Genomic DNA, 17880 nt, shown 5'->3' on the forward strand with positions numbered 1-17880 from the left:
TGTTCTTGATATGTTCTAGACCATGCCTATCCTCCGGCCCGGCAGATGCAGGGCTGGAGGTGTGTTATGGCTCTGGCGGCCTATGCCGAGCTGGCGGCGACGAGCAACTTCTCCTTTCTGCGCGGTGCTTCCCATCCCGATGAGCTGGCCACCACGGCCAAGGCCCTGGGGATCACGGCTTTGGGCGTTGCCGATCGCAACTCCGTGGCCGGGGTGGTGCGCGCGCACACAGCGGCCAAGACGGTGGGGCTGCGCCTGCTGGTGGGGGCGCGGCTGGTGCCGCGCGAGGGGCCCGAAATCCTCTGCTACCCGCGCAATCGCGATGCCTGGGGCCGCCTCTGCCGGCTGCTGACCCTGGGCAAGCGCCGCGCGGCCAAGGGCGGGTGCGACTTCACCCTCGAGGAGCTGCTGGCCCATGCCGAGGGGCAGGAGCTGATCCTCCTGCCGCCGGAGACGGTGGCGCCTTCCGTCGGCTATCTTGCCGCGCTCACCTCCCTGGCCGCAGCCACACCGGGGCGCCTGCATCTGGGGGCGCGTTGGCATCACCGCGGCGACGATGCCAGGCGTTTGCGCACGCTGCAGCGGCTCGCGCAGGAGAGCGGGGTGCCGCTGGTGGCCCTGGGCGATGTCCTGATGCACCACCCGGCCCGCAAGCCCCTGGCGGACGTGCTGCTCTGTATTCGCGAGGGCTGCACCCTGGAGGAGGCCGGCTGGCGGCTGGAGGCCAATGCCGAGCGGCATCTGAAGCCGCCGGCCGAGATGGCGCGGCTTTTCCGGGACTGCCCCGAGGCCCTGACGCGCAGCCTGGAGATCGCCGAGCGCTGCCGCTTCTCCCTGGACGAGCTGCGCTATGAGTACCCGCAGGAAGTGGCGGCGGGCAGCGACCCGCAAAGCCGGCTGGAGGAGTTGGTTCGGGCCGGGGCGCACAAGCGCTATCCGCGCGGCGTGCCGGCCAAGGTGGAAGACGCGCTGCGCCACGAACTGGGCCTGATCGCCCAGCTCGGCTACGCCCCCTATTTCCTGACGGTGCACGACGTGGTGGCCTTTGCCCGCTCCCGCGAGATTCTCTGCCAGGGGCGCGGATCGGCGGCCAACTCTGCCGTCTGCTTCTGCCTGGGCATCACCGCCGTCGATCCCGAGACCAGCGAACTGCTGTTCGAGCGCTTCGTCTCGCCCGAGCGCGGCGAGCCGCCCGACATCGACGTCGACTTCGAGCATGAGCGCCGCGAGGAGGTGATCCAGCACATCTACGAAAAGTACGGCCGCGAGCGCGCGGGCCTCACGGCAATCGTGGTCTGCTACCGCGCCCGAGGCGCTCTGCGCGATGTGGGCAAGGTCATGGGCCTGCCGCAGGACGTGATTTCCGCCCTGGCCGGATCGCTCTGGGGCTGGGGGCGCGAGGCGGTGAAGGAGGAGGGCGTGCGCGCCCTGGGCCTCGACCCGCGGGAGCCGCGGGTGGCCCTGACCCTGAAGCTGGCCGAGGATCTGATGGGCTTTCCCCGCCACCTTTCCCAGCACGTCGGCGGCTTCGTCATGACCCGCGACCGCCTGGACGAGTTGGTGCCGATCGAGAACGCCGCCATGGCCGATCGCACGGTGATCGAGTGGGACAAGGACGACATCGATGCGCTCGGGATCCTCAAGGTCGATGTGCTGGCGCTGGGCATGCTCACCTGCCTGCGCAAGGGCTTCGACCTGATCCGCCGCCATTACGGCCGCAGCTATGGCCTGGCCGAGGTGCCGCAGGAGGACCCGGCGGTCTATGACATGCTCTCGCGCGCCGACTCCCTGGGGGTCTTCCAGGTGGAAAGTCGCGCGCAGATGTCGATGCTGCCGCGCTTGCAGCCCCGCACCTTCTACGACCTGGTGATCGAGGTGGCCATCGTGCGCCCGGGGCCGATCCAGGGTGATATGGTGCATCCCTATCTGCGCCGGCGCCGGGGGCAGGAGGCGGTGGACTACCCCTCCGACGAGCTGCGCCGGGTGCTGGAGCGCACCCTGGGGGTGCCGCTGTTCCAGGAGCAGGCGATGCAGATCGCCATCGTCGCCGCCGGCTTCACCGCAACCGAGGCCGACCAGCTGCGCCGGGCCATGGCCGCCTTCCGGCGCAACGGCGAGATCGAGAAATTCCGCGAGCGCTTCGTCGCGGGCATGGTCGCCCGCGGCTATGAGCAGGGCTTTGCCGAACGCTGTTTCAGGCAGATCGAGGGTTTCAGCACCTACGGCTTTCCCGAAAGCCATGCCGCCTCCTTCGCTTTGCTGGTCTATGTCTCGGCTTGGATGAAGCACCACTATCCCGAAGTCTTCGCCTGCGCCCTGCTCAATTCCCAGCCCATGGGCTTTTACGCCCCGGCACAGATCGTGCGCGACGCCCGCGAGCATGGGGTTGAGGTCCTGCCGGTGGACGTCAATCGCTCGGAGTGGGACTGCACCCTGGAGCCGGGTGGCGCGCGGCCGGCGCTGCGTCTCGGGCTGCGCCAGGTGAAGGGGCTGGGCGAGGCGGCGGGGCGGCAGCTGGTGAGTTCGCGTGGCAACGGCTATCCCGATCCCCTGACCCTTTGGCGGCGCGCCGGGCTGCAGGGCACGGCGTTGGAGGTCTTGGCCCGGGGCGATGCCTTCCGCTCTCAGGGGCTGGACCGCCGCGCGGCGCTCTGGGCGGTGAAGGGCCTGCCGGAAGCAAAGCCTCTGCCGCTCTTCGCCGCTGCGGGCGAGGAGGAAAGCGGTCGGGAGCCGGAGCTCACCCTGCCAGGCTTGAGCGACAGCGCCCAGGTGATGGAGGACTATGCCGCCCTGCGCCTGTCGCTGAAGGCGCACCCGCTCAGCTTCCTGCGCGAGGGGCTGCAGCGGCAGGGCTTCAGCTCCTGCGCCGCCCTGGGGCAGGCCGCCAACGGCGAGAATCTTGCCGTGGCCGGGCTGGTGCTGGTGCGGCAGCGCCCCGGTTCCTCCAACGGCGTGATCTTCGCCACCCTGGAGGATGAAAGCGGCATCGCCAATCTGGTGGTCTGGCCCGACCTCTTCGCCCGCCAGCGCCGGGAACTGCTGGCCGCCTCGCTGCTGGGCGTGCGCGGCCGGGTGCAGCGCGAAGGCGAGGTCATCCACCTCATCAGCCAGCACTTCACCGACCTGACCGCCTGGCTCGACATGCTGCGCGAAGAAGGCGGCCCCCCACCCCCGACCAGCGACCGCAAAGGCCGCCTCTTCCCCAGCCGGGACTTTCATTGAGGGGGGGGTGTCCGTTGCGCCTTTCACGCGCACAGATTGGGGCCTATGCTTCAAATGCAACAACCCTTCGATCTCTCGCCGCAAGCAGCATTCCCAAGACGTTCCAACCCATCCTTCTTCGGGGGCAGTCCAGACCATGAGCGCAATCCAGACTGACTCCCTGGACGCCTTCACGGCAAAGGACTGGGGGCTGCTCGTGGCCGTGGCGTTGATGTGGGGCGGGTCCTTCGTGTTGATGGATCTGGGGCTGAAGGGCCTGCATCCTGCGACCATCACCTGGCTGCGGCTGCTCTTCGGGGCCGCCACGCTCGCCTGTATGCCGGCCGCAAGGCGCGCGCTGCCCAAGGCGGAGTGGCCCATGGTCGCGCTGCTGGGCACGGTGTGGATGGCGGTGCCCTTCCTGCTCTTCCCGGTGGCGCAGCAGTGGATCGCCTCCTCCCTGGCCGGCATGATCAACGGGGCGGCACCGCTTTTCACCGCGGCTGTGGCGGCGCTCTGGTATCGCCGGGCGCCGCGCCGCTGGCAGTTGGCAGGGTTGCTGATCGGATTTGCCGGCGTGCTGACGATCTACTGGCCGACGCTGGACGAGATGCAGGCCACGGCGCTGGGGGCGGGCCTTATCCTCCTGGCGACGCTGTTCTACGGGATCGCCTTCAACCTCGCGGGGCCGCTGCAGAAGCGCAATGGCGCCCTGCCGGTGATCTGGCGCGCCCTGCTGGTCGCCCTGGCGCTTTCCACCCCCTACGGCCTCTACGGTTTGCAGTTCGCCGACGGAAACGCGCTCTGGTTCACCCTGCCGGCCATGGCGGGTCTCGGGGTTTTCGCCACCGGGCTCGCCTTCGTCGCCTTCGTGACCCTCATCGGCCGGGTCGGCGCCCCGCGCGGCTCGGTGACCGTCTATTTCATCCCCGTCGTCGCCATCCTGCTCGGCGTTGCGCTGCTCGGCGAGACGGTGGAGCCGGTTGCGATCGCCGGCACAGCCCTGGTCCTGCTGGGCGCCTACCTCACCAGCAGGCGCCAGGGGTAGTGCGGGGCTACCCACAATCGCGCCATGTCGATGTTTTAAGACAGTTTGTCATACAAAAGTATATGTTTTGATGCATTGTTCTTGCTCTGACGGCAAGAATTTGATATGCTCTCATATATTGAGAAGTGAAGGCATATGTCTGAATCGATCAGAACGACACTCGCCGAGGAGATTGCCGGCACGCTGAAAGCGGCGCGGCGGCGGAAGGGACTCAGTCAGCGTGCGCTGGGAGACCTGGCCGGCTTGCCTCAAAGCCACATCTCTCGGATCGAGAGTGGCGGGGTCAATCTGCAGCTTTCCAGCCTGGTCGAGCTCGCGCGGGTGCTGGAGCTCGAGCTGAAGCTCATACCGCGCAAGGCGCTGCCGGCCGTGGACAGTGCGGTGCGCATGAGCATGCAGGCGGCCAGGGATGCAGACGGCCTGGCAGGGGTGCGGCCGGCCTATGTCCTCGACGAGGAGGATGAGGATGCCTGATGTCTCGATCCTGGAGGTGCAGCTTCATGGCAGCGCGATCGGCTCGCTGACGCATGTCGGTGGGGACCGCACGCTCTTCGCGTTCAACGATGCCTATATCCATGACGCACGGCGGCCCGTGCTGAGTCTATCGTTCAAGGATGCCTTCGGTGGCCTCATCACCGCCCTGCCGGTCACGCAGCGGCGTGTCAGCCCCTTCTTCGCCAATCTGCTCCCGGAAGGCCCTCTTCGCGATTATCTCGCCGAACGTGCCGGGGTGAATCGGGAGCGCGAGTTCTTCCTGCTCCGGGCCCTCGGGCGCGACCTTCCCGGCGCCGTCGCGATTGAACCCGTCGAGGGACCGGTTCGGCCATCGAGGTCGGGAGTAATGGGCGAAGAGAGCAGCACCTATGAGAAAGCCGACGCGCTGCGCTTCTCGCTCGCCGGCGTGCAACTCAAGTTCTCGGCGGTCAGAAATCGCGGCCGGTATGGCGGTCTGACGATTCCGGCCCAGGGAGTCGGTGGCGAGTGGATCGTCAAGCTGCCCTCGACCCGCTTCGAGGGGCTGCCCGAGAACGAATTCGCGATGATGGAGCTGGCGCGCGCCATCGGCATCGAGGTGCCGGAAACGCAGCTTGTCGAACTCAGCGCCATTGAGGGCCTGCCCGAGGGGATAGGCGCGCTGAACGGCCCGGCCTTCGCCATTCGGCGGTTTGACCGCAGCGCCGAGGGGGCGGTCCATACCGAGGATTTTGCCCAGATTTTCGGCGTTTATCCGGAAGAGAAGTACCGGAAGGCCACCTTGCGCAACATCGCCTATGTGCTTGGCATCGAAAGCGACGATAGCAGTGTTGCCGAATTCATCCGGCGGATCGTGTTCAACGTGCTGATCGGCAATGCCGACATGCACCTCAAGAACTGGTCGGTGATCTATCCGGACCGGCGCAGGCCGGTGCTGGCCCCCGCCTATGATTTCGTCTCGACCATTGCCTATCTCGACGACGACAGCTTTGCGCTGAAGTTCGCACGGGCCCGGCGCTTTGCGGATTTCACCTACAGGGAACTCGACGCCCTGGCGGACAAGGCCGGATTGCCGAGGCGCCCACTGGCCGCCGTGGCGCGGGAAACGGTGGATCGTTTCTTGCCGGAATGGCACGCGCGCAAGCGCCACCTATCCCTTCCTGCTTCAGTGGTGGAAACCATCGACAAGCACATCGCCGGGCTTCCGATCGTAAGAGACGCACGTCGGTGAAAGTGGGTGGGACGCAGGGCCGGGCGCGCATCGTATCCCGGATGCTTCGCGCGTGGACAAAGCGCGTGGGTTCCACTAGCCCTTGCCGCCGACCATTGACGTGAAGCGGAGTACCGGGGCGGTGCAGCAAGACCAGCAGGCAGCGGCCGAAGAGGGCTACAGCTATGCCGACCGTCCGTGGTTGCAGCGACTGGCCCTGGCCGCCGCGGTGGTCACGGTGGGCTTTCACCTCTGGGTCGCCTTTTCCGGCCTGATCCCCAATCTCATCACCCGTCCGGCGCATCTGGCGCTGGCGATCCTCTGGGTCTTCTTCCTGGGGATTGCCGCCTCGCGCGGCCCGTTCCAGCGCTGGTCGGGCTGGGTCCTGGGGGCGGCCGGGCTGCTGGCCTGCGGCTACATCATGTTCGAGCGGGGCAGCCTGATACGTCAGTATGGTGCCCTGGAAGGAGCGCTGCAGATCGCGGTGGCGCTGGTGCTGCTCGCCACCGTGCTGGAGATGGCCCGGCGCGCCATCAAGGCGGTCCTGCCCAGCGTGGCTCTCATCGTGCTGCTCTACGGCTATTTCGGTGAGCACATCCCCGGCACCTTCGGCCATGCCGGCATTCCCACCGACTACTACCTCGGCACGCTCACCATCACCGAGGCCGGGCTCTGGGGTTCGCTCACCGGCATTTCGGTGGAAGTCATCTCGCTCTTCATCATTCTCGGTGCCTTTATCTCCGCCGGGCAGGCGGGCACCGGCTTCATGTCGCTGGCGACCCAGCTTGCCGGCCGGCTGCGCGCCGGGGCGGCCAAGGTGGCGGTCGTCTCCTCGGCGCTTTACGGGACCATCTCCGGCGTGGCGGCGGCGAACACGGCCTCAACCGGCATGGTCACCATCCCTGCCATGAAGAAGCGCGGCTACCCCGCACCGCTGGCGGCTGCGGTCGAAGCCGTGGCTTCCACCGGCGGCCAGATCATGCCGCCGATCATGGGCGCGGGCATCTTCGTTATGGCCGAGCTGCTGCGCCGGCCCTACACCGAGATCATGGTGGCGGCGAGCTTGCCGGCAGTGCTCTTCTTCGTCGCGGCCTGGATGGCGGTGCACACCTATGCCCTGCGCTACGACCTGCGCAGCCTGACCCGCGAGGAACTGCCGGGCTGGGCCCTGGTGGTGCGCACCGTGCCCTTCTTCCTGGTGCCCTTCGGCATCCTGATCGGCGCACTGGCCTTCACCGGCTACACCCTTTCCTACGCCGCGGTCTTTGCCACCGCTGCCACCTGGCTGCTGCTCTTCATCCAGGAAGGGGGCGAGATATCCTTGTCCCGCTGGTGGGCGCGGACCGAGAAGGCACTCGTCTCAGGCTCGCAGCAGGTGGCGACCATCGCCGCGGTCATCATCTGCGCCGGGATCATCGTCGGCGTCTTCAACATGACCGGCTTGGGGGTGAAGCTCACCTCCATGATCCTCTCGGTGTCCGGCGGGGAGCTCTGGGCGGTGCTGCTGCTGACCGCGGCCGCCAGCCTGGTGCTGGGCATGGAGCTGCCGACCACCGCGGCCTACATCATCTGCGTCGCGGTGGCCGGGCCGGCGCTGGTCGAGGTGGGACTGCCCGAGCTCTACGCACACCTCTTCGTCTTCTGGTACGCGCTGCTCTGCACCATCACGCCGCCGGTCTGCGGCAATGTCTTCATCGCGGCGGGCATTGCGCGCTGTCCCTGGCTGCCGGTGGCCGGCAAGGCCATGCAGCTTGGCATCGGCCTGTTCCTCGTGCCGCTCGGCTTTGTCTTCAATCCCTCGCTCCTGCAGTTGGGTGTAACGCCGCTGCTGGCCCTGGCTGCAGCGGTGAAGGTGGGCTTGGGGCTGACGCTGCTCGCCTATGCGGTGGTGGGGGAGCCGGGTAAGCTGCTGCGCCGGCTGGTGGCGTTACCGGCCGGGTTGGTCCTGATTCTCATGCTGGGCTTTTGAACGCGCCGGGCAGTTGGCTGTGAGTTCGGCCAATGCCGCGGCCAGGCGGGCTGCCCGCGGGCCCTCTTCGCTGTCCGCATAGTGGGGCAGGGCGAAGCTCACTGTCGGCGCTCGCGTCACCTCTGCCAGGGCGAGTTGCTGCATGACCCGTTGGGGGTCGGCGGGGCCGAAGGCTTCGTCTTGCTCTCCGGCTCCGAAGAGCTCCACCACCACATTCAAGTCGTGCCCTGCCTTTTGCAGACCTTCGGCCAGCGGCGGCAGGTAATAGGGCAGTTCGGTCATCTCCAAATGGCCGGCGCCAATGCCGTCCTGGAAGTAGAGGCGGTCAATGCCGGTCGCTGTCAGCAGATCGGTCCAGAAGGTGGCCCATTCCTGCGGCGGCATCCAGCCCGTGGAAAAGCCAGAGATCGCAATGTCGGCGCCGGGCGCGACTGCGTAGAGCAGGTCCGCCACATCGGCCAGATAGTCGACCAGCACCGCGCGCCTTGCCGGTGAGGTCCAGTTGCGGTCGTCGATCTCGTCGGCGATGTACCAGCCGGCGAAGGCCGGGTGATTGGCGAAGGGCCCCAAGGCCGCCACCAAGGCTTCCTGATCGCGCAGTCGCCGCGCCAGGTAGGTTTCCAGTTCCGAGGGCGGCGCGGTTACGGTGGTGTGGCCATCTGCTGATCGTCCCTCGTCATGGTTGCGCGGATCCCAGAGGCCGGGGTCGTAGCGCAGGCCGAGACGGATGCGGACACCCGCTTGCGCGCCAGCCTCCAGCAGGGCCTGCACGGCACCCCGCTCGATCAAGGCAAAGCGCTCGTCCCCAGGGCTGCCATGGGCGCTCCACTGCAGCACGATCTCCTGCGCCCCCAGCGCCTTCCAGCGCTGCAGCGCCTGTGCGGAGGTGTGCTCCCAGGGTGGGCCCTGGTCGAGGTAGAGCTGCAGAAAGCTGCCTTGTGGCGGTTCCGGGCAGTCGGCGTCTGCGGATGCCTCGGTGGTGAGCAGCAACAGGAGCAGGAGGAGGGAACGCAGCCAGTGCATGGGCTCAGTACCTCACGCCGAGCCCCAGCGTGCCGCGGGTCGCGCTCTTGCCAAGGCTGTCCGTCTCGCGGCCGAGGCGCAAAGTGACGGTCGCTTCGCCCAGGTAGCCATCGTAGAGGTCCGGAACGATGCGCCAGCTTCCGGCCAGCCCCAACCCCGCCTCGACACGGTAGAGGGCGGTTTCTCGGCTCTCCTCCCGACTGCCCGCTACATAGGCAAAGGGCATGTAGGCGAAGTCCTCGCCCCACTGGCCACGCAGCCCGATGCGGGCATCCGCGAAGGCGTTGGTTTCCTGCGCACCGCCGACGTAACGGTCCATCTCGCCGTAGACGCTGGAGAAGAGCCGGTGGCCCTTGTCGGCAATCCGCCAGTCCAGGCCCCGGGCCCAGCGATAGGTGCCAAAGACGCGCCAGTCGTCGCGTCCCTCCGGCCCCAGAGCCTGTAGACGCTCGAACCCGACCCAAAAGTCGCGGCTGGCGGATGGCCGGGCGCGCAGGCCGAAGGCAGCCTGGGCATAACGCGGGCGCGGCGCCAGACTGCCGCTGTCCCGGTCCCAGTTGACACGGGCCGTCAGTTCGAAGCGGCCGAGCTGTGGATTGATGATCGGTTGGTAGCCCACCTCGACCAATCCCTGTCCCAACTGGCTGGCCGTGGAGACGAGGCTGGCCCGCTCGCAATCCGAACTTCCACCGAGACAGAAGCTTTCTTCCCAGCGCAGGCGCCAGCGGCGGGTGAGGGCGGCGTGGCGGGCCTGCAGCTCGGCCACCTTCCTGCGTCGATGGGGCATGGTGGCATGAGGGTGAGCGGAAGCCGCTTCCAAGGCAGCGCGCAGGTGAGGCACGGCTTCGTGCGGCTGGTCGCTGTCGGCGAGCAGTTGGGCGAGATCCTCGCGATACTCCGGCACATCCGGCGCATGGTTTGCCGCCAGGCGCATGAGCGCTTCGGCGCGCTCGCTCTCGCCGGCGGCGCGGTCGAGATGGGCGAGCCGCGCAAGTAAGGCCGGGCGTTCCGTGCCGTCCAGTGCTATGGCCTGCGCCAGGTGGTGGCGCGCCTCCTCCCGACCGGCGGCGGTGTCGGTGGCGAGCAGGGCGTCGGCCAGCAGCTCATGGCGCGCGCCCGTGGGTGCGAGGGTGAGGGCGGCGCGACGTGCCCGAACCTGCAGTTCCAGCGCGTGCGTGCCGCTTGCCGCTTCGGCCAGGAGATCGAAATAGCGCGCGCGGTGCTGAGGCTCCAGGTCATCCGGATCGACGAACAGGAGGCTGGCGCGCGCCCGCTGGAACTGCTGCAGTTTCAGCTGCGCCGCCGCCAGGCGCAGCAGGCGCCCTGGGCTCGCTTCGATATCCGCGGCTTCGGTCAGCGCGGCCAGCGCCTCCCGCAACGCGCCGGACTGCACGAGAATATCGGCGAGCGCCTCCAATGCCGTCAGCCGTTGCTGCTGCGGCAAGTCTCCTTCGAGCGCCTGGCGCAGCAGGTGCGCCGCCATGCCACGCCGACCGCGTTGCAGCAGTGCATAGGCCAGGGCCAGCCTGGCTTGCGGGCCCGCACCCGCATCGACTGCGGCACGAAAGCGGCGCTCCGCACGCGCTTCACGTCCCAGAGCCAGCTCGAGGTGACCCAACTCGAGCAGCCAGTCCGCTACGGCGCGCCGCTCTACCGCCTGCGCGAGGCGTCTTGCGGCCGCTTCGTCATCACCTCGGGCTCGTGCCAGCGAGGCCGCCCGATAGAGCAGTTCCGCCTCCTGCGGCAGGCGCCGAGCCAGCGCCAGGAGACAGCCTTCTTCCTCGGTGGAGCCCAGGCGGCCCAGTGCATCGCAATAGCTGCGCGCTTGATCCGTGTCCTGGGGCAGGCCGTCGGCCGCCCTGGGTTGTCCATGCAGCAGAGTCACAAGGTGCTGCCACGCCCCGGCCTGCTGGGCGGCGTAGATCGCGACCCGGGCGGCGCGCGGCGAGAGCTGTCCCTCAGCATCTTCTGCGCCGGACAGCAAAAGGTGGAGGCCAACGTCGCCCCGTCCGGCGGCAAGATACACTTCCGCTGCCCGGCGGCGTTCGTCGGCGGCCTTGTGCGGGCTGTCGGCAGCTGCGCTCAAGCCGGTCAGGAGGCGCGCTGCGTCCAGCGGCCGGTCTTCCTCCATCACCGCCAGGACCAATGCGGCCAGCAACTCCGCGCCCTGGGAGGCGGCGAATGCGCTGCGCAGCATCTCTCCCAGTTGATCGCTTCGACCGCTGCGCCGAAGTGCCGCGACGGCCAGGCGCAGGCACCGCTGCTGCGCTGCCTCCGGTTGCTTGTGGCACGGCTGTGCGCCGGCACCGGCCAGCACCAGCCAGGCACGCTCGCCGTTGCCGGCTTGGTCTTCGTTCCGGTCGAGCAGGCGCTGTGCCAGTTCCAGTCGCAGCAGCGGGTCCTCGCCCAGTGCCAAGGCCTCGGCCGCGGATGTCATCGCAAGCCCTTGCACGCCGACGCGCTCTGCCAGGCGCGACAGCAGGCGCCGGCGCTGCGGCTCATAAGCATCCGGCAAGGCCCGGCCCAGGATCAGCTGCAGCGCCTCCTCACTGTGACCAGCCAGATCGAGACTGTTGGCGAGTGCCAGCGTCACTCTGGATCCAGCGCCCAACTCAATTGCCTTGCGGAAATGCGCCACTGCCGTCTCGTGGTGGTCCAACGCGTGCGCGGCGTGGCCCAACGCGCGCTCTCTGCCCCGGGACGGCGGTAAGACATCATGCAGCTTGTTGCCCAGCCGCCGCGCAGCTTCGGGTTCGCCCAGGTCGACCAGGATCTGCAACTGCGCCGTCGCTGCCCGCGCGAACTCCGCCGGCGCGAGCGGCTGTTCCAGGGCGCGGGTAAAGTCCGTGTAGGCCTGCAGCTGTTCTCCCAGGCGATAGCGCGCTTCGGCACGGCGCAGGTAGGCCGGGCCGAAACTGGGCAATCGGCGCAGCAGCCTGTCGGCTGCCAGGATGACCGACTGATCGTCACCTTGCGCTGCATGTGCCTCCAACAGCCGCCAGCCGATCAACAGATCCCCGGCGTGGCGCTGGACATGGGTGGCGAAGATCCGGCGCGCCGCGTCGAGGTCGTCGCGCTTCAGCGCCAGTTCAAAATCGCGCAGCACCGGATGCCGCCGCACCCTCTGTCGCAACCCGGCAAGCCAGCCGACGGCGGATGCACGACGAAGCTGGTCTTCATAGGTGCCGGCCTCCTCCGCGTTCAGGCTTCGCACCACGACACCCTGGGCCGTGAGATGCAGCAGGATCGGGCCCTCCGCTTCGCTGTTTCTGGCCTCGGGCGCGAGCAACATCTGAGCCACCAGCAGGCAGGGCAGCACGTGCCGCAGGCCACAGCGTGGGCCCAGTATCATCGTGCCGCTGCCGCCGCTCGCACGGTATTTCCACGCGCTATCGGCGGCGCATTCTTAGGAGGAGGCGACTCGGGCTGGTGCGAAACGCTGCGCGGAAAGTGGTGCCGGGTCTTGTCCCAGCCCAGCGGCTCACCCGTGATCTTGTGCTTGAAGTACTGGAGACTGGCGCGCCCCAGGGCCAGGTAGTTGATTACGGTCCCCACGACATAGCGTAGCAGCACCGGCAATGCCTGGCGCCAGCCGTGGAGCGCCGCAACCCAGAGATGCCGGATGGCCAGCCGGTAGAGCAGGAAGCCCAGGTTGGCGTAGGCCAACAGCCACAGCGGATCCTCGGGCGGCAAGAGCGGCGGTTGGGCATAGGCAGGGGCCGTTCGCGCCACGAAGTCGGCCAATCCGGTGTAGAGGAGTCCCGCGATGCTGAAGAAGGCGGCGGGGCCGCACAGCAGGATCTTGCGATCGCGGTAGAGGAAGTAGCGCTGTGCGATCCTCCCGCGCCAGCCGATGTGCTCCCAGCCTTGGAAGACGTTGCCCAGGATCCAGCGCGTCTTCTGCCGCAAGGAGGCGCTAAAGCTGTGGGGAAAGATCTCGCGCGTGCCCAGAAGGTCCTGGCAGGTGTTGAGGCCGGGTCCGGGGCCGGCCAGCCGCCGCAGGAAAATCTGGCGTGTCCCTTCGTTGGCCAGGCGGTGGGAGAGTTCGTAGTCCTCCGTCAGCATGCCGATGCGGAAGGCATCTCCCTGGTTGGCGCGGGCCACGGTCAGCAGTGCCTCCCGTCCGTAGGCCGTGGCGACGCCGGCGCCCGGAACGACCCCGCTCAGCAGCCCGCGCAACGGCGCCTCCTGCGCGTGCTTTTCCGCGAATTCATCCAGGTAGTGTCCGCCCACTAGGTGGCGTGTGCGTTCCACCATTGGAAAGACCGGGAGCTGTATCAGGTCATAGTCGTGCAGCAGGCTGTCGAAGTGCGCCAGCGCGTCGGCGTGGGAAACGTCTTCAGCATCCTGCAGCACGAAGCCGGCAAAGCGCAGACCGTTGCGCGCTTCCCAGGCCAGGATTTCGGCCAGGACAGCGTTCAGGCAGTGCGCCTTGGAGGTGGGGCCTGGCTCGCCGGTGGAAACGGGAAGGATGCGCTCGTCTTCGACGGCAAGCCCTTCCAGCACCTCCCGGGTCGCAGGATCATTTGGATAGTAGCCCACGAAGACCCGGAAGTGTTCATAGCGGGCCGAGGACAGGAAGTGGCCCAGGGATTGAGGCAGCACCTCCGCTTCATCCCAAGCGGGCACGAGTACGGCCAAAGGGCGTTGTGCAGTGCGAGTGTTCGGCGCGACTGCGGCCGGTGCTGGAAGTCGTCCTTGCAGCCGCGCCAAAAGCCACAAGCCATCCAGCAGGGCGTCTTCCAGCGAGGACAAGAAAATGACGACCGTAGAAGAACAAAAAGCGAACAAAAATAGGAAAAGCAGCGTGTACTGGATTTCGTGGAGAAGCATCGCTGCCCAAACCGACTCGCTCACACGCATCGCCCTTTGTCGTTTATAAAAATACTATTTAGGCGAGATATTATTGTAAAGTGCGTGCCGTGAAGTTTCGCTGGCGTGAGCGGCGCATCATGCCGGACTTCCGAGTGAACCGCCGGGCGAGTAGCCTGTCGTTTCAGGGGGAAGGCGACGCAACCGCGGTGGTTGTGAGTCGCCGAAAAGGCAAAGAATGTCGGCATTCCGACACTTGGGCTTTATGGGCCGCCATACAGTCTGCTAAGCTTCTCATAGTCATGGGGGCTGACGTTGCCCGCTGCCCGTTGCAGCAGATGCTCACAACAGGGATCGGCCGGCGACGATGGGGCAGGGAGCATGCAAAGACGCCGGGCAGGCGCGAGCGCGTGTAGAGGGGCCTGAGCCCGCATAGAGATAACCAAAGGTCCGGCGTCGCCGGGCCATGCGCATGAACGGGGAGACAAGAATGTCGACGAATGGCCGGGAAAAGGCAGTCAAGCGGGTTCACCCCCTTCTGTCGAAGATGAAGGAGCAACTCGAGACGGGCAAATGCGGTCGTCGCGAGTTCTTGCGCACCGCCGTCCTGCTGGGCGTGTCGGTGCCGGCCGCCTACTCCATGGCGGGCAAGATTCTGGGTGAAGACCTCATGCCGCAGGCCGCGGCCCAGGAGCCGCAGCGTGGCGGCACCCTGCGCGTCGGCATGGCGGTGATGGAGGTCGGCGATCCGGCGACGGTGGACTGGTCGGAAAAGGGCAACCTCTTGCGCATGTCCATCGAATCACTGGTGCGCATTGGCACGGACAACCTGTCGCATCCGCTGCTGGCGGAGAGCTGGGAGCCCAATGACGATCTCACACAGTGGACTTTCCACCTGCGCAAGGGCGTGAAGTGGTCGAACGGCGACGACTTCGGCGCCGACGACGTAATCGCCAACTTCGAGCGCTGGCTCGATCCGGCCGTCGGCTCGTCCAACCAAGGGCGCTTCTCCGCCCTGACCATCACGGAAGACGATGTCACCAAGCCGGCGCCTGACGCCATGGTCAAGATTGACGACCACACGGTGCAGTTCAATCTGCAGCGGGCCATGCTGCAGTTCCCGGAAAGCCTGGGCGACTATCCGGCGCTGATCGCGCATCGCTCCCTGGCTGAGACCCTGGCCAGCGGCGGCAACTGGATGACGGATCCCATCGGCACCGGCCCCTGGGCGATGCAGGAAATCCGCGTCGGCGAGATGGCCGAGTTCACCAAGCGCGACGACTACTGGGGCGACGAGGTCTATCTGGACACGATCCGCTACATCGACCTCGGTTCGGATTCCAGCGCCCACTTCGCGGCGCTCGCCTCCAATCAGGTGGACATCCTCTACACCCTGGACATCAATCTGATTCCCCAGGTGGAGGGCATGCCCAACCTGCAGCTCTTCGAGAAGACCACGGCGATCACCGGTCTGGCACGCATGCGCGTCTCCGAGCCGCCCTTCGACAACAAGACGCTGCGCCAGGCCATCCAGGCCGGTCTCGACCGGGCGCGTATCCTGGAAGTGGCCTATCAGGGGCTGGGCGTGCCCGGAGAGGACCATCCGGTCTCGCCGATCCATCCGGAGTACACCTCCCTTCCGCTGCCGCCGCGCGACGTGGAGAGAGCAAAGGAACTGCTGGCCGAGGCCGGGTATCCAGACGGCATCGACATCACCATGCAGACGGTGAACGATCCCGGCTGGGAAAGCTCCATTGCCCTGGCGATGCGCGAACAGCTGGCCGAGTGCAACATCAACCTCAATGTTGAAGTCCTGCCGGGCGGCACCTACTGGGAACGCTGGACCACCTGGCCCTTCTCAATCACCCAGTGGACCACCCGTCCGCTCGGCGTGCAGGTGTTGGGACTGGCTTTCCGCAGCGGTGTGGCCTGGAACGAGACCGACTATAACAACCCGGAGTTCGATGATCTCCTGGACCAGGCTGAAGGTACGGTCGACGTGGAGGAGCGTCGGGAGATCGTCCTCAAGCTCGAAGAGATCATCCAGGATGATGCCATTTCCATCACACCGTTCTGGACCAAGATCTACACTGGGGGCACCGAGAAGGTGCAGGGCTTTGCGTACCACTTCGCACGCGAGTTCCATCTGGAGAAGGTCTGGCTCGCGGCCTGAGGCCAAGGGCTGAACGAGAGGTGGTCGGCGGCACGTCCGTGAAGGGCCACGCCGCCGGCTGCTGCATCCTGCCGGGGCGCCTGGACCTGATGCCGTGGCGGCACACTCGCGAGGCGAAGCGATCATGCTGATCTTCGTCGGCAAGCGGCTGGTCTACATGGTGCTCACCATGTTCGCCATCTCCCTGATCCTCTTCCTGGTCATGGAGATCAACGGCGAAGCGGTGGCGCGGCGTGTACTGGGCCCTTTTACCTCTGCGGAACAGATTCAGGCCTGGCTGGAAGCGAACGGCTACCTGCGGCCCTGGTATGTCCGCTATGTCGAGTGGCTGGGTAACGTCCTTTCGGGCGATTTCGGCCAATCCATTCGATTCCGCGGTCCGGTGGCGGACGTGCTTTGGCCTCGGCTGGGCAACACGGCGATCCTCGCCGGCGTGACTTTCGCCATCATGGTCCCCCTTGCGCTGACGCTGGGCGTCCTGGCGGGCATGCGCGAAGGCAGCAAGACCGATCGCAGCATCACCGTCGCCTCGGTCATCACCACCTCCATCCCCGAGTTCGCCAGCGCGGTGCTGCTCACGGTGCTCTTCAGCACCTGGCTCGGCTGGTTGCCCGGGACTTCCGCCATGTCGGATGGCTGGAATCCGCTGGAACTGGTCCTGCCGGTGATGGTGCTGGTGCTCTACGGCTTTGGCTACATCGCGCGCATGACTCGCGCTTCCATGGCCGAGGTGATGCAGCAGCTCTATATCCGCACCGCGATCCTGAAGGGGCTGCCCTATCGCACCGTGATCATGCGCCATGCCCTGCGCAACGCCATGATCGCGCCCTTCACGGTGATCATGCTGCAGATCAACTGGCTGCTTTCCGGGGTGATCGTGGTGGAGGTGGCCTTCGCCTATAAGGGCTTCGGATCGCTCATTCTCGAAGCCGCGCTCAATCAGGATGTCTACCTGCTGGAGGCGGCAACCATGGTGGCTGTGCTGGTGGCGGTAAGCACCCAGGTCCTGGCGGACGTGGGCTACACCCTGCTCAACCCGCGCATTCGCTTCAAGTAGGGGGGCGAGGGATGGCAGACACTGTCGAAGCCAAGGCGGCCGCTTCGCCCGGAGGGCGGCGCGGCTTCCTGCGTGGCATGATCGGCGGCCTTGGGCTGCTGCGGGAATCCACCATTGGCATGATCGGCTTTGGCCTGGTGCTCGTCTGGGCCCTGGTGGCGCTCTTTGCCCCGCTGATCTCGCCGCTCTCGCCCACGGCACAGATCCAGCCCTTTGCACCACCGGGCACGGTGACGGAAACCGGCCAGACGCTATGGCTGGGCGCCGATCAACTGGGTCGCGACGTGCTCTCGCGCATCATCTACGGCTCGCGCACCGTTCTCTTCTATGCCCCCATCGCCACCTTCTGCGCCTACTTCGTGGGCTGCATCTTCGGGCTGCTGGCGGGCTATCTCGGCGGCTGGGTCGACGACCTGCTGAACCGCGTGGCGGACATCATTCTCGCCTTCCCGGTGCTGGTGCTCTACGTGGTGATCATCGTGCTGATCGGTCCCTCGGGCCTCAACATCATCCTGGCGGTCACCTTCGCCTCGGCACCGGGCATCATGCGCATCGTGCGCGGCCTGACGCTCGATCTGCGTAACCGCGACTACATCGCGGCGGCGCAGACCTCCGGTGCCAGCCTGTCCTGGATCCTTTTCGTCGAACTGCTGCCCAACGCCCGAGGGCCGCTGATCGTCGATGCCTGCCTGCGCATGGGCTACGTCATCATCACCATCGGCGTGCTCGGCTTCCTGGGCCTGGGCCTGCCGCCGCCCACGCCAGATTGGGGCAGCATGGTGGCGCAAAGCCGGGCCATGATCACCTTCGCTCCCTGGATGGCGATCTTCCCAGCCATTGCCATTTCCTCGCTGGTCCTCGGCTTCAATCTGCTGGCCGATGGCATCCGCGAGATCTCGCTGCGCGACTGAGG

The 17880-nt window shown here is 66.8% G+C and carries 11 protein-coding genes; 8 read left to right on the forward strand and 3 right to left on the reverse strand.

Annotation, left to right across the window (positions count from 1 at the left end; all coding sequences use genetic code 11):
• Nucleotides 1–66 precede the first annotated feature (66 nt).
• From ABZ720_RS04270 to ABZ720_RS04290, 5 genes are all read left to right on the forward strand, one after another.
• Nucleotides 67–3222 (forward strand): error-prone DNA polymerase, encoded by a 3156-nt coding sequence (locus ABZ720_RS04270; RefSeq protein WP_366554153.1) that lies wholly within the window; start codon nucleotides 67–69, stop codon nucleotides 3220–3222.
• Between the two features lie 136 nt (nucleotides 3223–3358).
• Nucleotides 3359–4249 (forward strand): DMT family transporter, encoded by an 891-nt coding sequence (locus ABZ720_RS04275; protein ID WP_366554155.1) that lies wholly within the window; start codon nucleotides 3359–3361, stop codon nucleotides 4247–4249.
• 135 nt (nucleotides 4250–4384) lie between these two features.
• Entirely contained in the window at nucleotides 4385–4723 is a 339-nt protein-coding gene (locus ABZ720_RS04280; protein ID WP_366554157.1) for a helix-turn-helix domain-containing protein, read from the forward strand.
• Entirely contained in the window at nucleotides 4659–5954 is a 1296-nt protein-coding gene (locus tag ABZ720_RS04285) for a type II toxin-antitoxin system HipA family toxin (protein ID WP_438264079.1), read from the forward strand. Before ABZ720_RS04280 ends, ABZ720_RS04285 begins: the two co-directional genes overlap by 65 nt.
• Before the next feature lie 121 nt (nucleotides 5955–6075).
• Complete coding sequence (locus ABZ720_RS04290; RefSeq protein WP_366554159.1) at nucleotides 6076–7902, forward strand: TRAP transporter permease; 1827 nt, start codon at nucleotides 6076–6078, stop codon at nucleotides 7900–7902.
• Here the strand turns inward: ABZ720_RS04290 and ABZ720_RS04295 are convergent.
• Genes ABZ720_RS04295 through ABZ720_RS04305 form a run of 3 tightly spaced genes read right to left on the reverse strand, consistent with a single transcriptional unit; the run spans nucleotide 7861 to nucleotide 13788 of the window.
• Entirely contained in the window at nucleotides 7861–8925 is a 1065-nt protein-coding gene (locus tag ABZ720_RS04295) for a DUF4434 domain-containing protein (protein ID WP_366554161.1), read from the reverse strand. The genes ABZ720_RS04290 and ABZ720_RS04295 overlap by 42 nt on opposite strands.
• 4 nt (nucleotides 8926–8929) lie before the next feature.
• Complete coding sequence (locus ABZ720_RS04300; RefSeq protein WP_366554163.1) at nucleotides 8930–12277, reverse strand: NfrA family protein; 3348 nt, start codon at nucleotides 12275–12277, stop codon at nucleotides 8930–8932.
• Nucleotides 12274–13788 carry a glycosyltransferase gene (locus ABZ720_RS04305; protein WP_366554165.1) on the reverse strand — a complete coding sequence of 505 codons (1515 nt, stop codon included), beginning with the start codon at nucleotides 13786–13788 and terminating at the stop codon, nucleotides 12274–12276. The genes ABZ720_RS04300 and ABZ720_RS04305 overlap by 4 nt, the downstream gene beginning before the upstream one ends.
• Before the next feature lie 439 nt (nucleotides 13789–14227).
• Here ABZ720_RS04305 and ABZ720_RS04310 point away from each other — a divergent pair, with 439 nt between their 5' ends.
• The 3 genes from ABZ720_RS04310 to ABZ720_RS04320 all read left to right on the forward strand — a co-directional run bounded on the left by ABZ720_RS04310 (nucleotide 14228) and on the right by ABZ720_RS04320 (nucleotide 17878).
• Nucleotides 14228–15910, forward strand: coding sequence for an ABC transporter substrate-binding protein (locus ABZ720_RS04310; protein WP_366554167.1), 1683 nt, complete (start codon nucleotides 14228–14230; stop codon nucleotides 15908–15910).
• Between the two features lie 124 nt (nucleotides 15911–16034).
• Entirely contained in the window at nucleotides 16035–16967 is a 933-nt protein-coding gene (locus ABZ720_RS04315; RefSeq protein ID WP_366554169.1) for an ABC transporter permease, read from the forward strand.
• 11 nt (nucleotides 16968–16978) lie between these two features.
• Complete coding sequence (locus ABZ720_RS04320) at nucleotides 16979–17878, forward strand: ABC transporter permease (protein ID WP_366554171.1); 900 nt, start codon at nucleotides 16979–16981, stop codon at nucleotides 17876–17878.
• The last annotated feature ends 2 nt before the right edge of the window (nucleotides 17879–17880 follow it).

This window comes from Aquibaculum sediminis, assembly GCF_040712085.1.
GTDB classification, from domain to species: Bacteria; Pseudomonadota; Alphaproteobacteria; order Kiloniellales; family DSM-21159; genus Aquibaculum; species Aquibaculum sediminis.